General features: G+C 69.4%; 27 protein-coding genes. 11 read left to right on the top strand and 16 right to left on the bottom strand.

Going from position 1 to position 22842, the window contains the following annotated elements:
- The coding region (locus ACFE65_RS12395; RefSeq protein WP_375382720.1) for a fasciclin domain-containing protein at positions 1–122 on the top strand (122 nt) is incomplete at its 5' end.
- Between the two features lie 59 nt (positions 123–181).
- On the opposite strand, the gene ACFE65_RS12400 is transcribed toward ACFE65_RS12395, so the two are convergent.
- The 10 genes from ACFE65_RS12400 to ACFE65_RS12445 form a co-directional block, all read right to left on the bottom strand.
- Positions 182–592, bottom strand: a complete 411-nt coding sequence (locus ACFE65_RS12400) for an acyl-CoA thioesterase (RefSeq protein ID WP_375382671.1) — start codon at positions 590–592, stop codon at positions 182–184.
- A 71-nt stretch (positions 593–663) separates the two neighbouring features.
- Positions 664–1083, bottom strand: a complete 420-nt coding sequence (gene ribH / locus ACFE65_RS12405; RefSeq protein WP_375382672.1) for a 6,7-dimethyl-8-ribityllumazine synthase — start codon at positions 1081–1083, stop codon at positions 664–666.
- A gap of 1 nt (position 1084) precedes the next feature.
- Positions 1085–2260, bottom strand: a complete 1176-nt coding sequence (gene ribB / locus ACFE65_RS12410) for a 3,4-dihydroxy-2-butanone-4-phosphate synthase (RefSeq protein WP_375382673.1) — start codon at positions 2258–2260, stop codon at positions 1085–1087.
- A complete protein-coding gene (locus tag ACFE65_RS12415; protein ID WP_375382674.1) occupies positions 2253–2909 on the bottom strand; it encodes a riboflavin synthase in 657 nt (218 codons plus the stop codon). Before ACFE65_RS12415 ends, ribB begins: the two co-directional genes overlap by 8 nt.
- A 13-nt stretch (positions 2910–2922) precedes the next feature.
- Positions 2923–3981, bottom strand: a complete 1059-nt coding sequence (gene ribD / locus ACFE65_RS12420; protein WP_375382721.1) for a bifunctional diaminohydroxyphosphoribosylaminopyrimidine deaminase/5-amino-6-(5-phosphoribosylamino)uracil reductase RibD — start codon at positions 3979–3981, stop codon at positions 2923–2925.
- A gap of 17 nt (positions 3982–3998) precedes the next feature.
- Positions 3999–4346, bottom strand: coding sequence for a hypothetical protein (locus ACFE65_RS12425; RefSeq protein WP_375382675.1), 348 nt, complete (start codon positions 4344–4346; stop codon positions 3999–4001).
- Between the two features lie 79 nt (positions 4347–4425).
- Positions 4426–5097: an energy transducer TonB gene (locus ACFE65_RS12430; protein WP_375382676.1), complete on the bottom strand. Its 672-nt coding sequence runs from the start codon at positions 5095–5097 to the stop codon at positions 4426–4428.
- 117 nt (positions 5098–5214) lie between these two features.
- Positions 5215–6540, bottom strand: coding sequence for a glutamate--tRNA ligase (locus ACFE65_RS12435; protein ID WP_375382677.1), 1326 nt, complete (start codon positions 6538–6540; stop codon positions 5215–5217).
- Between the two features lie 25 nt (positions 6541–6565).
- Positions 6566–6976, bottom strand: coding sequence for a type II toxin-antitoxin system VapC family toxin (locus ACFE65_RS12440; protein WP_375382678.1), 411 nt, complete (start codon positions 6974–6976; stop codon positions 6566–6568).
- Complete coding sequence (locus tag ACFE65_RS12445; RefSeq protein WP_375382679.1) at positions 6973–7230, bottom strand: type II toxin-antitoxin system Phd/YefM family antitoxin; 258 nt, start codon at positions 7228–7230, stop codon at positions 6973–6975. The genes ACFE65_RS12440 and ACFE65_RS12445 overlap by 4 nt, the downstream gene beginning before the upstream one ends.
- A gap of 101 nt (positions 7231–7331) precedes the next feature.
- On the opposite strand from ACFE65_RS12445, the gene ACFE65_RS12450 reads away from it, so the two are divergent.
- Positions 7332–8261: a ribose-phosphate pyrophosphokinase gene (locus ACFE65_RS12450; protein ID WP_375382680.1), complete on the top strand. Its 930-nt coding sequence runs from the start codon at positions 7332–7334 to the stop codon at positions 8259–8261.
- A 231-nt stretch (positions 8262–8492) separates the two neighbouring features.
- Here the strand turns inward: ACFE65_RS12450 and ACFE65_RS12455 are convergent, their stop codons facing one another.
- Positions 8493–8825: a pilus assembly protein PilZ gene (locus ACFE65_RS12455; protein WP_375382681.1), complete on the bottom strand. Its 333-nt coding sequence runs from the start codon at positions 8823–8825 to the stop codon at positions 8493–8495.
- A gap of 262 nt (positions 8826–9087) precedes the next feature.
- On the opposite strand from ACFE65_RS12455, the gene sucC reads away from it, so the two are divergent.
- The 3 genes from sucC (at position 9088) to ACFE65_RS12470 (ending at position 12121) form a co-directional block, all read left to right on the top strand.
- On the top strand, positions 9088–10287 hold the full coding sequence (sucC, locus tag ACFE65_RS12460) for an ADP-forming succinate--CoA ligase subunit beta (RefSeq protein WP_375382682.1): 1200 nt from the start codon (positions 9088–9090) through the stop codon (positions 10285–10287).
- A gap of 114 nt (positions 10288–10401) precedes the next feature.
- The gene (locus ACFE65_RS12465; RefSeq protein WP_375382683.1) at positions 10402–11151 is read left to right on the top strand and encodes an electron transfer flavoprotein subunit beta/FixA family protein; all 750 of its coding nucleotides are present in this window, start codon (positions 10402–10404) and stop codon (positions 11149–11151) included.
- Between the two features lie 40 nt (positions 11152–11191).
- A complete protein-coding gene (locus tag ACFE65_RS12470) occupies positions 11192–12121 on the top strand; it encodes an electron transfer flavoprotein subunit alpha/FixB family protein (RefSeq protein WP_375382684.1) in 930 nt (309 codons plus the stop codon).
- A 231-nt stretch (positions 12122–12352) separates the two neighbouring features.
- Here ACFE65_RS12470 and ACFE65_RS12475 read toward each other — a convergent pair whose 3' ends face one another.
- On the bottom strand, positions 12353–12985 hold the full coding sequence (locus ACFE65_RS12475) for a class I SAM-dependent methyltransferase (RefSeq protein ID WP_375382685.1): 633 nt from the start codon (positions 12983–12985) through the stop codon (positions 12353–12355).
- A 118-nt stretch (positions 12986–13103) separates the two neighbouring features.
- Between ACFE65_RS12475 and ACFE65_RS12480 the strand changes: the two genes are divergently transcribed.
- Positions 13104–13427 carry an antibiotic biosynthesis monooxygenase family protein gene (locus tag ACFE65_RS12480; protein WP_375382686.1) on the top strand — a complete coding sequence of 108 codons (324 nt, stop codon included), beginning with the start codon at positions 13104–13106 and terminating at the stop codon, positions 13425–13427.
- Positions 13424–14752 carry an MFS transporter gene (locus ACFE65_RS12485; RefSeq protein WP_375382687.1) on the top strand — a complete coding sequence of 443 codons (1329 nt, stop codon included), beginning with the start codon at positions 13424–13426 and terminating at the stop codon, positions 14750–14752. Before ACFE65_RS12480 ends, ACFE65_RS12485 begins: the two co-directional genes overlap by 4 nt.
- 172 nt (positions 14753–14924) lie before the next feature.
- On the opposite strand, the gene ACFE65_RS12490 is transcribed toward ACFE65_RS12485, so the two are convergent.
- Entirely contained in the window at positions 14925–17207 is a 2283-nt protein-coding gene (locus ACFE65_RS12490; RefSeq protein WP_375382688.1) for a CDC48 family AAA ATPase, read from the bottom strand.
- 275 nt (positions 17208–17482) lie between these two features.
- On the opposite strand from ACFE65_RS12490, the gene ACFE65_RS12495 reads away from it, so the two are divergent.
- A complete protein-coding gene (locus ACFE65_RS12495; protein WP_375382689.1) occupies positions 17483–18376 on the top strand; it encodes a LysR substrate-binding domain-containing protein in 894 nt (297 codons plus the stop codon).
- Positions 18377–18421: 45 nt separating this feature from the next.
- On the opposite strand, the gene ACFE65_RS12500 is transcribed toward ACFE65_RS12495, so the two are convergent.
- Complete coding sequence (locus tag ACFE65_RS12500; RefSeq protein ID WP_375382690.1) at positions 18422–18877, bottom strand: peptidylprolyl isomerase; 456 nt, start codon at positions 18875–18877, stop codon at positions 18422–18424.
- A gap of 164 nt (positions 18878–19041) precedes the next feature.
- On the opposite strand from ACFE65_RS12500, the gene mgtE reads away from it, so the two are divergent.
- Positions 19042–20490, top strand: a complete 1449-nt coding sequence (gene mgtE / locus ACFE65_RS12505; RefSeq protein WP_375382691.1) for a magnesium transporter — start codon at positions 19042–19044, stop codon at positions 20488–20490.
- Between the two features lie 30 nt (positions 20491–20520).
- A complete protein-coding gene (locus ACFE65_RS12510) occupies positions 20521–20925 on the top strand; it encodes a DUF1489 family protein (protein ID WP_375382692.1) in 405 nt (134 codons plus the stop codon).
- Positions 20926–20941: 16 nt separating this feature from the next.
- On the opposite strand, the gene ACFE65_RS12515 is transcribed toward ACFE65_RS12510, so the two are convergent.
- Positions 20942–21259: a 2Fe-2S iron-sulfur cluster-binding protein gene (locus ACFE65_RS12515; protein ID WP_375382693.1), complete on the bottom strand. Its 318-nt coding sequence runs from the start codon at positions 21257–21259 to the stop codon at positions 20942–20944.
- A gap of 60 nt (positions 21260–21319) precedes the next feature.
- On the opposite strand from ACFE65_RS12515, the gene ACFE65_RS12520 reads away from it, so the two are divergent.
- Positions 21320–21937, top strand: coding sequence for a DNA-3-methyladenine glycosylase family protein (locus ACFE65_RS12520; protein ID WP_375382694.1), 618 nt, complete (start codon positions 21320–21322; stop codon positions 21935–21937).
- A 15-nt stretch (positions 21938–21952) separates the two neighbouring features.
- On the opposite strand, the gene ACFE65_RS12525 is transcribed toward ACFE65_RS12520, so the two are convergent.
- On the bottom strand, positions 21953–22840 hold the full coding sequence (locus ACFE65_RS12525; RefSeq protein WP_375382695.1) for an alpha/beta hydrolase: 888 nt from the start codon (positions 22838–22840) through the stop codon (positions 21953–21955).
- Positions 22841–22842 lie beyond the last annotated feature (2 nt).

A 22842-nucleotide genomic window follows, 5' to 3' on the forward strand; every position in this document is an offset into this window, starting at 1 on the left:
CGATGAAGATGGGCAAGCTCGTCCTCACCGACGCCAAGGGCGGCATGTCGACGGTGACGATCAAGGATGTGATGCAGTCCAACGGCGTGATCCACGTCGTGGACACGGTGCTGATGCCCTGAGGCAGGCAGGGGCGGTCGGACGATACCGGCCGCCTCATCCCTCCGGCAGGACGGATGGCTCATCCCTCCGGCAGGAACATCGCCACCACCGCATCGTCCAGCCGCACCGGCCGATGCGTCGCCGCATCGACGCAGCACCAGCGCGACGTGACCTCCACCAGCAGTTCGCCATCGCGCGTGAACACGGTGTCGTAGAACGCGCTCTCGCGCTTCACCCGGTCGAGCCGCACGGACACCACGACCGCGTCGTGCAGGAACGCCGGGCGCCGATAGGTGATCTCGTGCCGCACCGCGATCCACAGATAGCTCGCCACTGCGTCCGGCGGCGCCACGGTACGCCAGTGGCCGATGACAGCGGCCTGCACCCATTTCAGGTAGCTCGCGTTGTTGACGTGGCCCATGAAATCGATGTCGGCGGGTTCGATCGCCACCTGTTCGCTGTATCGCGCGGGATCGTTGACGGCGCTCATGCCGGCCGGCCATCATGGGCAGGGCCCGCGGCGTAGGAGAGTGCGGCCATGCCGGTCACCGTCCCGTCATGTCACCCCAGCCGCTCGCGCAGCGCAAGCATCGCGAGGGCCGCCTTCGCCGCCTCGCCGCCCTTGTCCTTCTCCGTGCGACGGGCGCGCGCGAGCGCCTGCGCCTCGTCCTCAACGGTCAGGATGCCGTTGCCGATCGCGATCCCGTCCATGCTCAGCGCCATCAGCCCGCGCGCGCTCTCGCCCGCGACGATCTCGAAATGATAGGTCTCGCCGCGGATGACGACGCCCAGGCCGACGAACGCGTCCCACCGCCCCGACTCGGCCGCCAGCGCGACGGCGCCGGGGATCTCCAGCGCGCCGGGGACGGTCACCGTCTCATGCTCGTGCCCCGCGGCCGCGATGGCCGCGCGCGCGCCGTCGAGCAGCAGGTCGTTCAGATGGCCGTAGAAGCGCGCCTCGACGATCAGGATACGCGCCATGTCATCCCTCTCCGACGCCGGTGCCGACACCGACGCCAGGGCTGTCGATCGGCCGCTCGCCGACGATCGACAGGCCGTATCCGCCGAGCGCCACCAGCGTGTGGTGCGTGTTGGTCAGCAGCACCATGTCCTGAACGCCGAGTTCCGCCAGGATCTGCGCGCCGATGCCATAGTCGCGCAGTTCCTCCACCTCGGGCGCGGCGGCGTCCTTGCCCTCCGCGCGCAGCTTCATCGAGCGGGTGACCCAGTCCTTCATCGGCCGGTTGATGACGACGATCACGCCGGCGCCCTCCGCCGCGATCGCTGCCATCGATCGGGACAGGAGGTCGGAACGGCTCGAATCCTCGCCGAACGTGTCGCTGAACAGCGACAGCGTGTGCATGCGGACGAGCGTCGGCGTGTCGGGATCGATATGGCCCTTCACCAGTGCGACCTGCTCGTCGCCGCTCGCCTTGTTGTAATAGGTGATCGCCCGCCACCGGCCGCCCCAGCGCGAGTCGAAGTTCATCTCCGTGCGCTTCTCGACCAGATGGTCGTTGCGGCGGCGATAGGCGATGAGGTCGCGGATCGTGCCGATCTTGAGCGAGTGGAACTGCGCGAACGAGACGAGGTCGTCCATCCGCGACATCGTGCCGTCGTCGTTCATGATCTCGCAGATCACGCCCGAGGGATTGAGCCCGGCGAGCCGCGCGACGTCCACCGCCGCCTCCGTATGCCCCGCACGCACCAGCACGCCGCCGTCGCGCGCGACGAGCGGGAAGACGTGGCCGGGCGTCACGATCTCGTCCGCGCCCTTCCCCGCGTCGATCGCCACCGCGACCGTGCGGGCGCGATCAGCGGCCGAAATGCCGGTCGTCACCCCGTCCCGCGCCTCGATCGAGGTGGTGAAGGCGGTCTCGTGGCGCGTACCGTTGTGCCGGCTCATCAGCGACAGGCCGAGCTGGTCGACGCGCCGCTTCGTCATGGCGAGGCAGATGAGGCCGCGGCCGAAACGCGCCATGAAGTTGATCGCGTCGGGCGTCGCCATCTGCGCCGGGATGACGAGATCGCCCTCGTTCTCGCGGTCCTCGTCGTCGACCAGGATGAACATGCGCCCGTTGCGCGCCTCGTCGATGATCTCCTCGGGACTCGACAGGAATGCGTGGCGCAGCCGCGCCAGTTCAGCAGATTTAGCCACGGCGATACGTCTCCATGCGCATGAGGTAGCGGGCGAGCACGTCGATCTCGATGTTGACCGACTGGCCGGGCGCAAGATCGCCCAGCGTGGTCGCGCCCTGGGTATGGGGGATGATGTTGAGCGTCATCCAGGTGCGGCCGCTCCCGTCGTCGGCGCCCCCGTCGCTGTCGTCGTCGAGCACGCGATTGACGGTCAGCGATACGCCGTCGACCGTGACCGATCCCTTGCCAGCGACGAAGGGCGCGAGCGCGGCGGGCACCGCGATCTCCAGCCGGGTTGAATCACCGTCGGGCTCGACGCGGATCACCTCGGCGAGGCCATCGACATGGCCGGTGACGATGTGGCCACCCAGTTCGTCGCCCAACCGCAGCGCGCGTTCGAGGTTGAGGCGCCGACCCTCCACCCACTGCCCGTCGGCGGTGCGCGAGCGCGTCTCGCCCGACACGTCGACCGCGAACCAGCCTGGCTCGCCACCTGAGGAGCTTGGCGGCGCCTTGTCGACCACGGTCAGGCACACGCCTGAACAGGCGATCGACGCGCCCAGGTCGATGGTGGCCGTGTCGTAGCCGCAGTCGATCACGACGCGGGTGTCGCCGGTCCGCGCCACAGAGCGGACGGTGCCGATATCGGAGATTATGCCGGTGAACATCGCGTCCTCGCTGTCACCGCATCCCGGCGGATGCGGTGTGGCGCTCGTAGACCTCCAGGCGGTCCGCGCCAAGCCGGCGTTCGTCGACCAGGGCCCAACGCTCGTGCGCCTCAGCGAGGCTGCCGAGCCCGATGTCACCGAGCGCCGCCCTGCCCCCGCCGATCAGGATCGGCGCGCGGTAGAGCAGCAGGCGATCGACGAGGTCGGCGGCGAGGAACGCGACGGCCGCGCCCGCGCCGCCCTCGACCAGGAGGTGGTCCACGCCGGCGAGGTCGGATATCTCCGCCGGCCCGCCCAACCACACCACATTATCCCCGCGAAAGCGGGAACCCATCTCCTGCGGTTGAGCCATGGTGGACGGGTCGGGAGATGAGCCCCCGCTTTCGCGGGTGTGACGAGAGGAGAGGACGACGCGCCGTGGCGACCGCGCCTCCAGCCCGGGCAGCCGCACGTCGAGCGCTGGCGCGTCCACCTCCCACGTCCCGCGCCCGACCAGGATCGCCTCGCACCGGCTGCGCTCCAGATGCGCGTGCGCGCGCGCTTCCGGCCCCGTGATCCAGCGGCTCTCGCCCGACGCCATCGCGATCGCGCCGTCGAGCGAGGTCGCGAGCTTCAGCGTCACGTGCGGCCGTGCAAGGGAAAGGCGCGTAAGGAAGCCCGCCATCGCGCGCCCCGCCTCCGCCTCGCGGACGCTGATCGTCACCGCGATCCCCGCCTCCCGCAGGCGATCCAGCCCGCGCCCGTCGGTGCGCGGATCGGGGTCGCGCAACGCCGCCACCACGCGGGCAACGCCGGCCGCCGTCAGCAGCGCCGCGCAGGCCGGCCCCCGTGGCGAGGCGTGCGCGCAAGGCTCGAGCGTCACGAACGCCGTCGCGCCGCGCGCCGCCTCGCCGGCCTCAGCCAACGCCATCGCTTCGGCATGCGGGCGCCCGCCGGGCTGCGTCCAGCCCCGACCCACGACACGGCCATCACGGACCAGGACGCAGCCGACGTTAGGATTGGGCGCCGTCCGCCCCCTGCCCCGCTCACCCAGCGCGAGCGCCGCGCCGATCCAGCGCGCATCCTCCGCCATCGTCGACGACGGCACGCTCAGATGCCGTATTTCTTCAGGCCATCGTCGATGCGCTTGAACGCCGCCTGCTGCTTGTCCTGCGCCGCCTTGATCTCCGCCTCGCGCTTGTCGTCGGCGACCTTGTCGATCTTCTGCTGCGCGAGGATCTGCGCCTCGCTGCGATCGGCGGGCCATTGCTGCACATAGATGATGTTGCGGTGGTACTCGGCGACATAGTGCGAATCGTGCGCGATCTCGAACAGCGCCAGCCCGGTCAGCGCCACCGCCGCCGACGCGAAGACGAACTGATGCGGGCGCCGACGCGACAGGAAGTCCCGCAGGTCGAGATAGGCGCGGCGCGGCGACAGGAACTGCAGGAAGGCCATTGATGCCGAAGATAGTGACGCGGGGCCGGGCCGACCAGCCCCGCGTGTTCCGTCGTTCAGTGCCTCCGCGGGTCGGCCGCTACTCCGCGTCCAGCACGAAGCGGACCGTCATCGTCCGCCATGCCTCGACCGGGATGCCGCCGCGCGTGCCGGGGCGGAAGCGCCAGCGGGTGAGCGCCTGGCGCCGGGTGCTGGCGAGGAACGACTCGGGCGCCGATCCGACCGGCTCGATCTGCTTCACCCGCCCGTCCATGCCGACCAGCACGCGCACCGTTATTTTCGCCTCGCGTCCGGCGCGGCGTTCCTCCGCCGGATAGGCGGGCTGGAGCGCGTCGGCGTAGCGCGGGTCGACGCTGGGATCGACGAGCGCGGGCTCGGCGGCGGTCGGGCTGGCGGTGGGAAGCGGCACGGGGCCAAGATCGAGCGCGGTGGCCGGCGGCGTCGCCGGCTGGATCGGCAGGTCAAAGGCGATCGGCCCGGCGGTGGGCGGCGACGGCACCTGCGGCGGCGGCGCGATCAATGGTTGGGCGTGCGGGGTCGCCGCGCTCTTGGGTTGCGGCTTGAGCGGTTCGGGTGTCGGTGGCGGCGGGACCGGAATGTTGCGGGCCACCAGATCGACCTCGCTGGGGCCGTGGGTGATATGCGGGGCGGAAAAGATCAGCCCGGCGATCATCGCGCCGGTGAGGGACAGGCTGGTCGCAAGGCTTACGGGATGGACGCGCCCTGAGCGGGCGTGACGATCAGCATACATGGTGGGGGGCTCCTTCAGTCACTCTCCTAGGGGGTACGCACACGCCGGCTCTTTCGGCCGGTCAGGCAATGATACACCAGCACCCAGGCGCTCGCAACGGGCGGACGCTACGGAACGCTAGGATTTCGCAAGCCGCTCGATCGCCCGTTCGCGCCCGATTAGCGGCAGCAGCGCGGCCATGTCGGGGCCGTGATCGAGCCCGGTGAGCGCGCGGCGCAGCGGCAGGAACAGCGCGCGGCCCTTGCGCCCGGTCGCCTCCTTCAGCCGATTGGTGAGCGCATGCCATGGATCGCCCGCCGTCCAGTCGATCGCAGCGGCCGCGGCGGCCGCGGCGGCGAGGAAGTCGCGATCCTCCAGTGGCGCCTCAGCTTCGACGGGGCCGGTCACCACCCGCCACCAGTCGACCGCCTCGGCCAGCGTGTGGAGGTTGGGCCGGATCGCCTCCCACGCCGCCACGTCCATGCCGGCGGGCAGCCGGTCCGCGACCGCCCCGAATGCCAGCGCGTGGACGATGCGCGTGTTGAGCTGCGCCAGTTCCTCCTCGTCGAACCGCGCCGGCGCGCGCCCGAACCGGTCGAAGCCGAAACCGGCGGCGAGGTCGTCCAGACCGAGCGGCTCGACCGGATCGCTGGTGCCGATCCGCGCGAGCAGCGCGGTGACGGCGGCGGGCTCTACCCCCGCGTCCCGGAAATGATCGACGCCCAGGCTGCCGAGCCGCTTGGACAGCTTGCCCTCCGCTCCCGTCAGCAGCGCCGTGTGGGCGAAGGCAGGCGGGGTCGCGCCCATCGCGGCGAACATCTGGAGCTGGAGCGCGGTGTTGGACACGTGATCCTCACCGCGCACGACATGGGTGATGCCCATGTCGGCATCGTCGATCGCCGACGGCAGCAGGTACAGCCACGAGCCGTCGGCGCGACGTACGACGGGGTCGCTCATCGTCGCAGCGTCGAACCGCTGGGGGCCGCGGATCAGGTCGTCCCACTCGATCGCGCCGGGATCGAGCCGGAAGCGCCAGTGCGGGCGCACGCCCTCCGCTTCCAGCGCGGCGCGCTCGGCATCGGCCAGCGCGAGCGCGCCGCGGTCGTAGATCGGCGGCAGGCCGCGGCCGAGCTGGATCTTGCGCTTGAGGTCGAGCTCCTGCTGCGTCTCGTAAGCGGGATAGACGCGGCCGCTCGCGACCAGCTCAGCGAACCGCGCGTCGTACAGCGCACCCCGCGCCGACTGCCGCTCCTCGCCGTCCGGGTGCAGGCCGAGCCATTCGAGGTCCGCGCGAATGGCGTCCACGAACCGCTCCTCGCTGCGTGCCGCATCGGTATCGTCGATCCGCAACAGAAACCTGCCCCCGGTGGCGCGCGCGAACAGCGTGGACAGCAGCGCGGTACGGATGTTGCCGACGTGCAACCGGCCGGTTGGAGACGGGGCGAAGCGGGTGATGGTGGTCATGATATCCGTCGTAGGATCAGACCCGTCACGCGAACAGCTCGATCCCGATCCGCGGAGCCGCGATGCGAAGCTTGCTGTCACCGGTGAGCAAGGTGGCGGACAGCTCGAGGGCAAGCACCGCATAGGACGCGTCATACGCGCTCAATCCGAACTCGCGGGCCAAGCCGACCACGACATGGGTGGGTGGATCGGGCGCGATGATGGCCGTTCTGCGGAACAGGTCGGCTTGCGCACAGACCCGCATCAGGTCTTCCGGTCCCAAACGTTTGCGACGAAAGGCATTGATCGTCAGGCTGGCGATCTCGGCAGCCCATATGGCTGGTACATGGAGGTCATGTTCGCGGGTGGCGCGCAGCACATGCTCGCGCATCGCACCTTCCTCGTCCGGCAACAGGATCGCGCCGGTGGCGGACGCGTCCAGCACGACCGCCGTCACGGACGCCCTTCGTCGATCCAGTCCCGGATTTCCGCTCGGGTCGTTGGGCCTTGCTTGCTTCGGATCTCCTCGCCCAAAGCGATCAATCCTTCAACGGCTGCACGCTGCCGGATGCGCCGTTCCTCCTCCACCGGAACGAGGCGCACCGTTTGCCGACCATGCCGCGTTATGACGATGTCTTCGCCCGCCTCGGCAGCGGCGATCGTTTCGGCCATCTTGTCCTTGAACTCCGCCATCGGCATGTGTCGCATCATATTCTCCGGCCGAAAATGTAGCCGGAATAATCCGATGCCGCAATTGGCGATCGTATCCGCTCTCGCTAAAGACCGCGCCCTAACGCGAGGAACCCGCACCCATGAAACTGATGACCGGCAACTCGAACCTGCCGCTCGCGGGCGCGATCGCTGCGTATCTCGAGGTGCCGTTGACCGAGGCGCTGGTGCGGCGGTTCGCGGACGAGGAAATCTTCGTCGAGATCATGGACAATGTCCGCGGCGAGGACGTGTTCGTCATCCAGTCGACGGGCTTTCCCGCCAACGACAATCTGATGGAGCTGCTCATCATGATCGACGCGCTGAAGCGCGCGTCGGCCAAGCGGATCACCGCCGTCGTCCCCTATTTCGGCTATGCGCGGCAGGACCGCAAACCCGGGCCGCGCACGCCCATCTCGGCCAAGCTGGTCGCCAACCTCATCACGGTGGCGGGCGCGGACCGGGTGCTGTCGGTCGACCTGCATGCAGGCCAGATCCAGGGGTTCTTCGATATCCCGACCGACAACCTCTACGCCGCGCCGGTGATGAGCGCGGACATCCGCTCGCGGTTCGGCAGCCGCAACCTGATGGTCGTCTCCCCCGACGTCGGCGGCGTGGTGCGTGCGCGCCAGCTTGCCAAGCGGCTCGACAACGCGCCGCTGGCCATCGTCGACAAGCGGCGCGAGCGGGCGGGCGAGTCGGAGGTGATGAACATCATCGGCGACGTCGAGGGACGGTTCTGCGTGCTGATCGACGATATCGTGGATAGCGCCGGCACGCTGTGCAACGCGGCGGCGGCGCTGCGTCAGGCGGGGGCGGAGGAGGTCGTCGCCTATGTCACCCACGGCGTCCTGTCGGGCGCGGCGGTGGCGCGGGTCGAGTCCTCGGTGCTCAAGGAACTGGTCATCACCGACTCGATCGGTGCCGATCTGGGCGCAGGCGGCCGCATCCGCCCGCTGACGATCGCGCCGTTGCTGGCGGAGGCGATCAAGCGGATCGCGGACGAGACGAGCGTGTCGAGCTTGTTTGACTGACGGCCCGAGGCGCGGCCACGACCGCGCCGACGCGCGCAGCGCACGGGCCGACTCGGCTGGCGGTTCGGCATAGCCGAGCCGTCCAACGTCACGACGGCGGCTTTGCCGTCGGCGCGCCTGAAGTGAAAGGACAGAAGAAGCGACGGCCAAGCCGCCGCATGACGTCGGATCGGGCTCGTCGGCTCCGCCGCCGACCCGCCGGCCGGACCACATTGTAGCGCTATATCGCGCTCAAGCGCGAGACAGCGCTACAATGTGGTCGAACACCGCCGGATGCAGCGGCTTGGTGAAGGCGCAACCGTACCGATACTTGTCCCGCCACGCGACCACCGCTTCCAGCCCGGCGAGGCCCGGCAGCGTCAGCCACACGGTCGTCCCGGGCCACAGCGTAAAGCTCGTCTCGGCGCGGAAGCCGGTGACGGACAGGTCGACGACGTCGATCTCGAACCGTGTCGTGCCCCGGTCGCGCAGATGGGCGCGCATCCGGACCGACTTGCGCAGCGCGACGCGGTGCTCGTCGTCGCCGCCTGTGGGGTCCTCGGGAGAATAGGCTGGCTGATCCATGGACGCGAGTATCGCCAACAATGTTTAATTTTCGCCCAATGACGTGCTTGTCATAGCTGCCCAGGTGTCGAGCGGCGACGCGGGATCGTCGGCTTCCTCGTCGCACCGCGGCCGGAGGCGCTGAAGGCCGCCTCGTGGACGCGTCGCGCCCGCCGGGTCCACGCGTCCGCTGGCGGGAGCCGCATCCCGGCAGGGTGGATTCGGCCGCCCGGCTGTGCTTTAGGCCGACCATTCCCGATCTTCGAACCGCGAGGGCGCACCTGTGAACATCCATGAATACCAGGCCAAGGAATTGCTGGCCAAGTTCGGTGTCCCCGTCCCCGCCGGCTACGCGGCGATGAGCGTCGAGGAGGCCGTCGAAGTGTCAAAGAAGCTGCCCGGGCCGCTTTATGTCGTGAAGTCCCAGATCCACGCCGGCGGCCGCGGCAAGGGCAAGTTCAAGGAACTCTCCCCCGACGCCAAGGGCGGCGTGCGCCTCGCCTGGAGCGAGGACGAGGTCCGCGCGGCGGCGACCGACATGCTCGGCAACACGCTCGTTACGATCCAGACCGGCGAGCATGGCAAGCAGGTCAACCGCCTGTACATCACCGACGGCGCCGACATTGACAAGGAGTTCTACCTCGCGCTGCTGGTCAACCGCGCGACCGGCCGCGTCTCGATGGTCGTCTCGACGGAAGGCGGCATGGACATCGAGACGGTCGCGCACGACAGCCCTGAGAAGATCCACGCGATCGACATCGACACCGCGACCGGCTTCATGCCGCACCACGGCCGCGCCGTCTCCGCCGCACTCGGCCTGACCGGCGATCTCGCCAAGCAGGCGGCGTCGACCGCGTCCAAGCTGTACGACGCGTTCCTCGGCACCGACGCCGAGCAGATCGAGATCAACCCGCTCGCCGTGACGAAGGACGGCAAGCTCTTGGTACTCGATGCCAAGGTCGGCTTCGACGGCAATGCGATGTTCCGCCACAAGGACCTGGCCGCGCTGCGCGACGAGTCCGAGGAGGACCCGGCGGAGCTGGAGGCGTCAAAATACGACCTCGCCTATATCAAGCTCGACGGCGACATCGGCTGCATGGTGAACGGTGCCGGCCTGGCGATGGCGACGATGGACATCATCAAGCTGAACGGCATGTTCCCGGCGAACTTCCTCGACGTCGGCGGCGGCGCTAACAAGGAGAAGGTGACGGCGGCGTTCAAGATCATCCTGGGCGATCCGAACGTGAAGGGCATTCTGGTCAACATCTTCGGCGGCATCATGCGCTGCGACATCATCGCCGACGGCATCGTCGCCGCGGCAAAGGAGGTGAACCTTTCGGTGCCGCTTGTCGTCCGGCTCGAGGGCACCAATGTGGAGGCGGGCAAGGCGATCCTGGCCAACTCCGGCCTCGCGATTGTGCCGGCCAACGACCTGGGCGACGCGGCGCAGAAGATCGTCGCCGAGGTGAAGAAGGTGGCGTGAAGCAACCCGTGACCCTTCGTCATGCCAGCGAACGCTGGCATCTCCCCGATGGGAAGCGCGTCATAACCGGGAGACCCCAGCGTTCGCTGGGGTGACGATATTGGAGCGGATGCAATGAAGGTACTGGTCCCCGTCAAGCGCGTGCTCGACTATAACGTGAAGCCGCGCGTAAAGGCGGACGGCACGGGCGTCGATCTCGCCAACGTCAAGATGAGCATGAACCCGTTCGACGAGATCGCGGTCGAGGAGGCTATCCGGCTGAAGGCAGCCGGTGTCACCGAGATCGTCGTCGTGTCGATCGGCGAGGCGAAGTCTCAGGAGACGTTGCGCACCGCGCTCGCGATGGGCGCAGACCGCGCGATCCTCGTCACCAGCGACACGCGCGTCGAGCCGCTGGGCGTCGCCAAGATCCTCGCCAAGATCGTCGAGGAGGAGAAGCCCGATCTGGTGATCCTGGGCAAGCAGGCGATCGACGACGACAACAACCAGACCGGCCAGATGCTCGCCGGGCTGCTCGGCTGGGGCCAGGGCACGTTCGCGTCCAAGGTCGTGATCGCGGACGGCTCCGTCAGCGTGACGCGCGAGGTCGACGGCGGCGCCGAGACGGACAAGCTCAAGCTGCCGGCGATCATCACCACCGATCTCCGCCTCAACGAGCCGCGCTATGCGAGCCTGCCCAACATCATGAAGGCCAAGTCCAAGCCGATGGCGCAGAAGACGCCGGCCGATTACGGTGTGGACGTGACGCCCCGGATCGCGACGCTGAAGGTCGTGGAGCCGGGCAAGCGCCAGGCCGGCGTCAAGGTCGCCGACGTGGACGAACTGGTGATGAAACTGTCGGCGATGGGGATCAGCAAGAGCTGAGCCGCGTCAGGCGCGATGAACAGGTCGAGAGGATGAAGCGATGAAGACGCTGGTATGGGTCGAGCATGATGGTTCGGCGATCAAGGATGCGACGCTCAATGCGGTGACCGCGGCGGCGAAGCTGGGTGAGGTGCATCTGCTCGTCGCAGGCCAGGGCGTCGATGCGGTCGCGCAGGCGGCGGCGAAGATCGTCGGCGTCGGCAAGGTGCATGTCGCCGACGACGCGGCGTTCGCGCACGCGCTGGCCGAGAACGTCGCGCCGCTGATCGTCGAGCTGATGGGCCACCACGACGCGTTCGTCGCGCCGTCGACCACCAGCGCCAAGAACATCGCACCCCGCGTCGCCGCGCTGCTCGACGTGATGCAGGTGAGCGACATCCTGTCGGTCGAAAGCGAGAACACGTTCACCCGGCCGATCTACGCCGGCAACGCGATCGCGACGGTGCAGACGTCGGATGCCAAGCTCGTGCTGACGGTCCGTACCACCGCATTCGAGAAGGCGGCGGCCGAGGGCGGCAGCGGCACGATCGAGGCGGTGGCGTCGACCGGTGATAAGGGCCTCTCGACGTTCGAGGGATCGGAGATCGCGAAGTCCGTGCGTCCCGAGCTCGCGAGTGCCCGGGTCATCGTTTCGGGCGGTCGCGCGCTCGGCTCTGGCGAGAAGTTCCGCGAGCTGATCGAGCCCTTGGCCGACAAGCTAGGCGCGGGCGTCGGCGCCAGCCGGGCGGCGGTGGACGCAGGCTTCGTGCCCAACGACTATCAGGTCGGCCAGACAGGCAAGATCGTCGCACCGGAGGTCTATGTCGCGGTTGGCATCTCGGGCGCGATCCAGCACCTCGCCGGCATGAAGGACTCCAAGATCATCGTCGCGATCAACAAGGACGAGGACGCACCGATCTTCCAGGTCGCGGACGTCGGCCTGGTGGGGGATTTGTTCAAGCTGGTGCCGGAGCTGACGGCCAAGTTGTAGGCGCGGAGCGCCGGTGCGCTGCGTAGCGGCGCAACACTTGGCCCGGCCGGGCTCGGCATAGCCGAGCTTCGACGTCAGGGGCTTTGCCCCATGACCGCCCGACGTAAGGCTCTTAAGAAGGTAGCAAGTTACGACGGCAAAGCCGCCGTCGAACGGGTTCGGCTTCGCCGACCCGCCGGCCGGGCCCGACGCTGCGCTTTGCGCATCGGGCCGGACGTAGCCGGCCCTGCGTCAGCCTTTCCACGCCCAATACAACTGCGCAGGCGGCACGTTCCACCATTCCATGTCGTGATCGATCCGGTCCCAGTGCGGCGTCAGGAAGTCGCGGACCTTGGGACTGAACTGGTACACCAGGAACGCACCGTCGACGCGCAGCACGCGGTGGGTCGCGGCCGCGATCGCGGGGCCGACGCCCGGCGGCAGCGTCGAGAACGGCAGGCCCGACAGGACGTAATCGGCGTGCGCGAAGCCGTGCTCGGCGACGATCCGCTCCACGTCCGCCGCCGACCCCGCCACCGCGGAGAAGCGCGGATCCGGGATCGTGTCGCGCAGATAGCCGATGAACTCCTTGTTGGTGTCGATCGCGATCAGCTTCGCGTCCGGCGCCATCCGGTCGAGGATCGGGCGGCAGAAGGTGCCGACGCCCGGGCCATATTCGACGAACAGCTTGCAATTCGCCCAGTCGACCGGCCCCAGCATCTTGCGGATCAGCTTGCCCGACGACGGCATGATCGAGCCGACCATCACCGGATGCTTGACGAATCCCGACAGGAACATGCCCCAGGGGGAGGGAACGCCGGCGTCCCGATGCGCCCGTCGGGCCTGCGTCGTCGTGGCGGTACCGGTGCTGGAGGAAGGTGGCATGGGATCCTGACGTGATTGCTGTCCGCGACACTCTCCGTCGCAAGAACGACGACGACTTTCAAGCGTCGCTGATTGCCGGCCGGTTTGCAGCCGATCGCCGGCGGCGTAGACCCATTTGATGCAAGACGATCGTATCGGCCAGACTGCCGTCATCTTCCTGAACCGCCGCACCGACACGGACGAGGCCGGCTATGCCGAGGCCGCCGACCGGATGGCGCGGCTCGCCGCCGCTCAGCCCGGCTTTCGCGGGCTCGACAGCGTGCGCGGGGCCGACGGGGTCGGGATCACCGTCAGCTGGTGGGCGGACGAGGCGAGCGCGCTCGCCTGGCGCGCGCAGGCGGACCATGCCGCGGTCCGCGAGGCCGGCCGCGCCGGCTGGTATTCGGCCTATGAGGTCGCCGTCGCCGGCGTCGGCCGCTCGTATCGCTGGAGCCAGCCGTGATCGGTGCCGTCGCGCGCAAGCCGCCCGACCGCCGCTTCGCGCTGCTGTTCGGGGTGATGCTGACGATCGCGGCGGGCAACACCGCGCTCCAGTCGGTTCTGCCGGCGCTCGGGCGGGAGCTCGGGGTCGCCGACAGCGCGGTCGCCGCGGCCTTTTCGGTTTCGGCACTGCTGTGGGTGATCGCGGCGCCGTTCTGGGCGACCCGATCGGACCGTCACGGGCGCCGCGCGATGATCCTGCTGGGCCTCGCAGGCTATGTCGTCTCGCTGTCGACGTGCGGGGCGTTCCTGGCGGCCGGGATCAACGGCTGGATCGCGGGCGGCACCGCGTTCGGGCTCTTCATCGCCGGGCGGCTGATCTACGGCACGTTCGGCGCGGCGGCGCCGCCGGCGGTGCAGGCGCTGGTCGCGGGCGAGACGAGCCCGGAGGAACGCACCCGCGCGCTGACGCTGCTCGCCTCCGCCTTCGGATTGGGGACGATCCTGGGCCCGGCGGTGGCGCCCTATCTGGTGCTGGGCAGCATCGCCGGCGTGCGGATCGCGCTGGCGGGGCCGGCATTCGTGGCGGCGCTGGCCGGCGCGGGCATGTGGATCGCGGTGCGCGTAATGCTGCCCGACGACCGGGTGACCGCGGGCGCCCCGCACGCGGCAGCTCATGGCGCCGCCTCCGCCTATCCCTCGATCGGGGGCGAGCCGACCGGCGCCAGCGTGCGCGCCGCGACCGCCAGCCATGCGGAGAAGGTCGGCTGGCTCGATCCGCGCATCCGCGGCTGGATGGTCGCGGGCGTGGTCAGCGGCCATGCACAGGTGATGGCGAGCCAGGTCGTCGGCTTCCTGGTGATCGACCGGCTGCACCTCGCCCCCGCCGCAGCGCTGGAGCCGACCGCGATCGTGCTGATGATGGGCGCGGGCGCGACATTGCTCGCGCAATGGGGGATCATTCCGCTGCTGGACTTGAGCCCACGCGCGCTGATGCTGTGGGGACTGGGCGTCGCCGGTGCGGGCTGCGCGCTGACGGGGATGGGCGGCTCGCTCTACGCGATCGGCACCGCCTATGCGCTCGCGAGCCTGGGCTTCGGCTTCACCCGCCCCGGCTACACGGCCGGCGCGAGCCTCGCGGTAGGAGCCGATGCGCAGGGCGAGGTCGCGGGCAAGGTGACGAGCGTCAACGGCGCGAGCTTCGTGCTCGGCCCGAGCATCGGCGTGGCGCTGTATGGGGTGGGCCACGGCTGGCCATATTACATCGCCGGGGCCGGATGTGTGGCGCTGCTGGCGTACTGCTGGTCGGCGTTGCGAGATGGCGTGATCGTCGCTCACGACGTCTAAAAAGTGTTTCGTTTGGGTCCACACGCAGACCTTGCTGTTCCTCCCCCGCCAGGGGGAGGTGGCGCCGAAGGCGACGGAGGGGGCGGACTCGCGAACGTCAGCCAGTCCTCCCCCTCCACCAGCTCCGCTGGTCCCCCTCCCCCTTGCGGGGGAGGATAGGCGCGTTCTGGCCTTACTCCCGCTTCGCCGGCGCCGGTAGGGCGAAGCCGATCGGCTGCATCGACGCTGCGTCCTGCTTCAGCCGCCCGGCGATCTGCTCGTAATCGCGCTCGGTCTCGGGCGTCACCGACGCGCGGGATTCCTTCAGCGCCTCCTCGAAATCGACCATCCACACCTCCGCCGATTTCAGGCTCCGGCGCAGCGCGCCGAGCCCGGCGCGGCGGACGAGGTCCTCCAGGTCCGCGCCGGTATAGCGATCGGTACGGTTGACCAGCGAGTCGAGGTCGACATCGCCGGCCAGCGGCATCTTCTCCGTCTGGATGCCCAGGATCCGCCGCCGCCCCTCGCGGCTGGGGACGCCGACATAGATCAGCTCGTCGAACCGGCCGGGCCGCAGCAGCGCAGGGTCGATCAGGTTGGGCCGGTTGCTCGCGCCGATCACCACGACCGATTGCAGTTCCTCCAGCCCGTCCATCTCGGCGAGCAACGTGTTGACGACGCGCTCAGTGACATTGGGCTCTCCCATCGACCCGCCGCGCGCGGGCGCCAGGCTGTCGAGCTCGTCGATGAAGATCACTGTCGGCGCGACCTGGCGCGCGCGGCTGAACAGGCGGGCGATCTGCTGCTCGCTCTCGCCATACCATTTCGACAGCAGATCCGACGACTTGGTGGCGATGAAGTTCGCCTGCGCCTCGCGCGCCACCGCCTTCGCCAGCAGCGTCTTGCCGGTGCCGGGCGGGCCATAGAGCAGGAAGCCCTTGGCCGGGCGGATGCCGAGCCGCCGGAACGCGTCCGGGTCTTTCAGCGGCAACTCGACGCCCTCCTTCAGCCATTCCTGCGCCGCGTCGAGCCCGCCGACATCCTCCCAGCGCACGTTGGGCGCCTGAACCATCACCTCGCGCATCGCGCTCGGCTGCACGCGCTTCAATGCACCCAGGAAATCCTCGCGTGTGACCGACAGCGTGTCGAGCACCTCGGGCGGGATCGTCCGCTCTTCCAGGTTCAGCCGCGGCATGATCCGGCGCACCGCCTCGATCGCCGCCTCGCGCGTCAGTGCCGCCAGGTCCGCGCCGACGAAGCCATAGGTGGTGCGCGCCAGTTCATCCAGGTCCACCTTGTCGCCCAGCGGCATGCCGCGGGTGTGGATGCCCAGGATCTCGCGCCGGCCGCGCTCGTCGGGCACGCCGACGACGATCTCGCGGTCGAACCGGCCGGGGCGGCGCAACGCCTCGTCGATCGCCTCGGGCCGGTTGGTGGCGGCGATGACGATCAAATTGGCACGCGACTCCAGCCCGTCCATCAGCGTGAGGAGCTGCGCGACCAGCCGCTTCTCCGCCTCGCCCGAAACCTGCCCGCGCTTGGGGGCGATCGAGTCGATCTCGTCGATGAACACGATCGAGGGCGCGTTCTTGGTTGCTTCCTCGAACACGTCGCGCAGCCGCTTCTCCGACTCGCCGTATGCCGAGCCCATGATCTCGGGGCCGTTGATGAGGAAGAACTGCGCGTCCGACTCGTTGGCGACCGCGCGCGCCAGCCGCGTCTTGCCGGTGCCGGGCGGGCCATAGAGCAACAGGCCCTTGGGCGGCTCGACGCCCAGCCGCTGGAACAGCTCTGGATAGCGTAGCGGCAGCTCGACCATCTCGCGCAACTGGTCGATCGTGCCGCCCATGCCGCCGATGTCGTCATAGGTGACGTCGGCGCGTCGCGCCTGCGCGGGCTCCTCATATTCGGAGCGCAGCTCGATCTCGGTATTGTCGTCGATGTGGATGACGCCCTTGGGACTGGCCGAGACGACCAGCAGGCGGATCTCCTGCAGCGCATAGGCCGGCGCGTTGAGCATCTGGCGCACGTTCGCCGGCATGTCCTGCGGGCCGACGCGCTGCTGGCCCGCCGTGGCGACGATGTCGCCCTGGCAGAACGGCCGGCCGAGGAAGGTGCGCTTGAGCGCCTGGGTCGAGCCCTGCAGCCGCAGGTTCTGCTGCGCGGGCGCGAACACGACACGGGTCGCGGGCTTCGATTCGGCGCGCTGCACCTCGACGAAATCGCCCGAGCCGACGCCCGCATTGGCGCGCTGGAGCCCGTCGAGCCGGACGATCTCCAGCCCTTCGTCCTCCTGATAGGGCAGCACGGCGCGGGCGGGCGTCGTCGACTTGCCGACGATCGCGATGACGTCGCCCTCGGTGATGCCCAGCGCCTGCATCAGCGTGCGCGGCACATGCGCCAGCCCGCGGCCGGAGTCCTCCGGACGCGCGTTGGCCACCTGTACCTTGCGAGCGGGGGCTTCGACGTCGGCCATGTCACGCTTCCTCGGCGGCACCAAGCCGACAAGCGTGTGAGATAGGAACGCAACTCCGGCGTACCAGCCGACGCCGGTTGGAGCGGCCCACCGGCGCAGGAACAAAAAAAGGGCCGACCCGAAGGCCAGCCCGAAAAGTTTTTAGGAGAGGATGCCTGAAAGGCCTGTTCTCTCTGAACTTCGATCAGTTTTTGTGCAAGTGCGAAATGAACTGGACCGATTGCATTTTGCGCAATCGCCAGCGTAACGGGGGCGTTACATCCAGCGAGGGACTGATGCGCCGCTTGCCACCTCTCACCGCCATCGAGGCCTTTGTCCAGGCGGCTCGACTGGGCTCGATCAAGGCGGCCGCGCAGGAGCTGGCCCTGTCCGCGCCCGCGCTCAGCCGGCGGGTCCAGACGCTGGAGCGCTTCATCGGCAAGCCGCTGTTCGAACGGCGGCACCAGGCGCTGGCGCTTAACGCCGACGGTGAGCGGCTGCTCGCCCATCTGGCCCCGGTGATGGACTCGCTGTCGGATGCGGTGGAAGCTATGACGAGCGGCACGGAGGTGCTGCGCCTGCGCCTCGGCGTGTTGCCGCTCTACGCCTCGCAGCGGCTGTTCCCGCGGCTGGGCGAATTGCGCGCGCAGCATCCGGAACTCCATCTCGACATCGACACCGCCGGCCATGGGCTCGCCCGGCTCGGCGACGGCCTGGACGCGGTGATCGCGATCGCGCAGGACGTCGACCCCAGCCTCTATTCGCGCCGGCTCGATCGCAACATGGTGTATGTGATTGGCAACCGCACGCTGCTGACCGGCTCCGATCCAGTGCTGCGCCCGGAGCAGCTCGCGACGCAGACGGTGCTGATCCACCGTGACATGCCCGACACCTTCGCCACCTGGCGTGCAGCGGCGGGCCTCGACGGGATCGAACCGCTCGCGGTGGACCAGTTCGACTCAGGCGCGCTGATGCTGGAGGCGGCGGCGCAGGGACTGGGCGTCGCGTTCATGCACGGCAGCCATTTCGACGACGCGCGCGACGAGCGGCTGGTGAAGCTGTTCGGGATCGAGGTCGAAAGCCCGTACAGCTATTGGTTCGTCTGCCGCCCACGCGCGATGCTGCAGCGGCCGGTACGCTTGTTCCACGATTGGGTGGTGAAGGTGATCGCGGACAAGGACGCAGGGTAGCGCCCCTCCCGCCGCCGGATCGCGGACGGCGGGAGGGGCGTGGCGTCAGCTCGCGCGCATCTTGACGATCTTGCCGGGCTCGCGCGGCGGCTCGCCCTTGGGGAGCGCGTCGATCAGCTCCATGCCGTCGGTCACCTGGCCCCATACGGTGTACTGCTTGTCGAGGAAGCGGGCATCGTCGAACACGACGAAGAACTGGCTGTTCGCCGTGTCGGGCTGGTTGGTGCGTGCCATCGAGCACACGCCGCGCACGTGCGGCTCGGCAGAGAACTCGGCCTTGAGGTTCGGCTTGTCCGACCCGTGCATGCCAGTGCCGGTGGGATCGCCACCCTGCGCCATGAAGCCCGGGATCACGCGGTGGAACACGACGCCGTCGTAGAAACCGTCGTTGGCGAGCGTCGCGACGCGCTCGACGTGCGCGGGTGCAAGGTCCGGGCGCAACTTGATCGTCACATCGCCGCTTTCGAGCGTCATTGTCAGGGTGCTGAACTGGTCGGGCATCGGGTATCTCCGGATAGGGGAAGCGGGCGCACACGCGATCGGCGCGCCGATGGGCAACCGAACGGCGGCGGGCGTGGCGGGTTCCTATCGGGCGGCCGCGATGCTGGCAAATCGGGCGGCGGCGGGCTACGGGCGCGGCAACGCACCATCGGAAGGGAGCAGCGATGAGCGAGACCGACCTCCCCTCCGGCGCGCGGCCGGGTGACGCCGAGACGCTGGACCGCCCGCAGACCGGCGAGACCCCGCCCGACACGCAGCTCGACGAGGACGACCGGCTGCGCCCGGCTTTCGTGCGCGCGGTGCTGGACGCGGTGGAGGCGGGCGATGCCGCGGCCGCGAAGGCGCTGGTGGAGCCGCTGCACCCCGCCGATATCGCCGACCTGTTCGAACTGACCCCCGCCGACGAGCGCGCGGCGCTGGCCAAGGCGATCGCCGAGCACCTCGACGCCGACGTGTTCGCGGAGATGAACGACTACGTCCGCGAGGTGCTGATCGACGCGCTGACCGCGACGCAGGTCGCCGACATCGCCAGCGAGCTCGATACGGACGATGCAGTCGCGATCATCGAGGACATGGACGCGGAGGACCAGCTCCAGGTCCTGCGCGCGATGGAGCCCGACGATCGCGCCGCGATCGAGGAGGCGCTGTCCTATCCCGAGGAGTCCGCGGGCCGGCTGATGCAGCGCGAGCTGATCGCGGTGCCCGAGCATTGGACGGTCGGCAACGTGCTCGACTATCTGCGCGGCCACGACGAGCTGACGACGGACTTCTGGGAGATCTTCGTCGTGGACGCGGGCCACCATCCGGTCGGCACCTGCGCGCTGTCGTGGATCCTGCGCACGCCGCGCGCCGTCCCGGTCGCCGACGTGATGAAGCGCGAACAGACGCTGATCCCGGTCGACATGGACCAGGAGGAAGTCGCGCTCCGGTTCCAGAAATACGCGTTGATCTCCGCCGCCGTGACCGACGCGTCCGGGCGGCTCGTCGGCATAATCACGGTCGACGACATCGTCCACATCATCCAGCAGGAAGCGGGCGAGGACGCGCTGCGTCTGTCGGGCGCGGGCGATGGCGACATCAACGAGCCGATCGGCCTGACGGTGCGCACCCGGCTGGTGTGGCTGGTCGTCAACCTCGGCACGGCGATGATCGCGGCGGGCGTCGTCGGCCTGTTCGATGCGGTGATCGCCCGCTACGCGCTGCTCGCCGCGCTGATGGGCATCGTCTCGGGCATGGGCGGCAATGCGGGCACGCAGACGCTGGCGGTCGTGGTGCGCGCGCTCGCCACCAACCAGCTGACGTCGTCCAACACGTGGCGGATGATCGGCCGCGAGTTCAAGATCGCCGCGAGCAACGGCCTGCTGCTCGGCCTACTGATCGGCGGCGGGTCGTGGCTGCTGTACGGGCGCGCCGACCTGGCGGTGGTGTTCGGGTCGGCGATCTTCATCAACAACGTGGTCGCCGGCCTGTCGGGCGTGCTGATCCCGATCGGGCTGGAGCGGATGCGCGTCGATCCCGCCGTGTCGTCGGCGGTGTTCGTGACGATGATGACCGACTGCTGCGGCTTCGGCGTCTTCCTGGGGCTGGCGACGCTGTTCCGGCTGCACGGTTGATCGCGCCAAGCCTGCGCCCACATCGGTGACGTGCCTCTCCACATTACCAAGGTCGCGTTCGGCGCCACCAGCCTCGACCATCTGACCGAACGGCTGGCCGGGCGTGCCGCGGAAGGCGCGCTGTTCCTGACCACGCGCTACCTCCCCAAGCGACACGAGGAGATCGTCGGAGACGGATCGCTCTACTGGATCATCAAGCACCAGCTCGTCGCCCGGTCGCGGATCCAGCGGTTCGGGGATGCGGAGGGCGGACGCGTGGCGATCCACCTCGATCCGGCGCTGGTGCTGGTGCAGGCGCGGCCCAAGCGCGCGCACCAGGGGTGGCGGTATCTGGAAGGCGCGGACGCGCCGGTCGACCTGGGCGACGGCGCCGCCGGGCTGGTCGACATGCCGCCCGCGCTGCTGGGCGCGCTCGCCGAGCTGGCGCTGATCTGATGCCGCTTGGGAAGCGCTATTCCTCGGCGGCGATCGTCACGCGCAGGCCGTCGAGCGCCGGGCCGAACGGGATCTGGCACGACAGGCGGCTGGTGGCGTCACGGCCGTCGGCGGACTCGAGCAGATCGTCCTCGTCGCGGTCCATCGCCGGCAATCTGTCCATGAACGCCGGGTCGACTTGGACGTGGCAGGTCGCACAGCTCAGGCAGCCGCCGCACAGCGCCAGGAGTTCGTCGATGCCGCCGTCGCGGATGACCTCCATCACCGAAAGACCGGCTTCGCCGTCCAGCTCGCGCACGGCCCCCTCGCGGGTGGTGACGATCAGCTTGGGCATGGGCGACCTTTCCGAAACAAGGCCGCGCCTTGCCGCGCCGGGCAAGCGGGATCAAGCGCCTTGGGGCTGAACGCGGCCGATCTCACCGCGGGCGTCGACGCGCTGTGCGCCCGCGAGCCCGCCTTCGCGGCCGCGCTGATCCGCACCGGCTATCCGGCCCCGCGCATCAGCGCGCGCGGCCATGCGACGCTGCTGCGCACCATCGTCGGCCAGCAGGTGAGCGTCACCTCCGCCGCGGCGACCTTCGCGCGGCTGGCGGCGCTGGTCGGCGATCCAGACGACCCCGCCGGCATCGCGCGGGCGACGGACGACGAACTGCGCGCCGCCGGCCTGTCACGGCAAAAGGCGGGCTATGCGCGCAGCCTGGCGGACGAGGTGACGAGCGGACGCCTTGATCTCGCCGCCTTGCCTGCCGACGACGAGGAAGCGATCGCGGCGCTGGTGCGGGTGAAGGGGATCGGCCGCTGGTCGGCGGAGATCTACCTGCTGTTCGCCGAAGGACGGCGCGACATCTGGCCGGCCGGCGACCTGGCGGTACAGATCGAGATCGGCCGCATCCTGGGGCATGGCAGCCGGCCCGGCGAGGCGTTGACCCGGGCGGTGGCGGAGGCGTGGCGGCCGCATCGCGGCGCGGCGGCGATCTTCGCGTGGCACTGCTACCAGACGGTGGTGCTGTAGAGCGTACGCCGGAAGCTAACGCTCTGCCGTCACCCGCCGGGCGAAGGCGACCACGTCGTCCAGCACCGGCGCGCGGCGGCGGAACGGGCGCGCGATCGCGGTCACGAGCCCGACATGGCCGATCCCGGCGTAGCGCCGCCGCTCCACCGGTACGCCTGCTGCCGTCAGCCTGGCGGCGAGCGCATCGCTGTTGCGGGGCAGGACCAGCGTGTCGTCGTCTCCGGTCGCGAGGAAGGTGGGCGGATCGCCGGCGCCGGCGTAGGCGATCGGCTGCGTCTGGCGCGGGTCGGCCGCCGCACCGAAGGCGGCCTGCGTCACCGGCTGGTCGAGCGGCAGGAAGTCGTACGGCCCGGCGAGCCCCACCCAGCCGCGCACCGCCGCCCGGTCGGCGCCCAACCAGCGCGGATCGAGCGCGAGCATCGCCGCGTCGTACGCCCCGGCCGAATGACCGGCGAGCACCAGCCGGTCGGGATCGCCGCCGAGGCGAGCGACGTGACGCCTCACCCAGCGCACCGCCGCGGCATTGTCCTCCAGGAACGCAGGGAAGCGCACCTGCGGCACCAGCCGGTAGTCGGGCACCGCCACGACGAAGCCGCGCGCGGCGAGCGCGCGTCCCACGAACGAATAGCCCGCCTTGGTGCCCGAGTTCCACGAACCGCCGTAGAAGAAGACGATCACCGGATGGACGGCCCTGCCGTCATTGGGGCCGTCCGTCGGCGCATAGACGTCCAGCCGCTGGCGCGGATCGAGGCCGAAGGCGGCGTCGCGGGTCACCAGGCTGACGCCTCCGTCCTTGGGCACCACCGCATCGAAGGTGCGCAACGGCGAGCAAGCCGCCGCCATTATGCCCAACACCGCGCCGGCCCAGCGGCCGCGCCCCAGTTTCGCCGCCCAGCCGCTCATGA

Origin of the sequence: uncultured Sphingomonas sp., from assembly GCF_964237335.1 — a bacterium.
Classification (GTDB): domain Bacteria; phylum Pseudomonadota; class Alphaproteobacteria; order Sphingomonadales; family Sphingomonadaceae; genus Sphingomonas.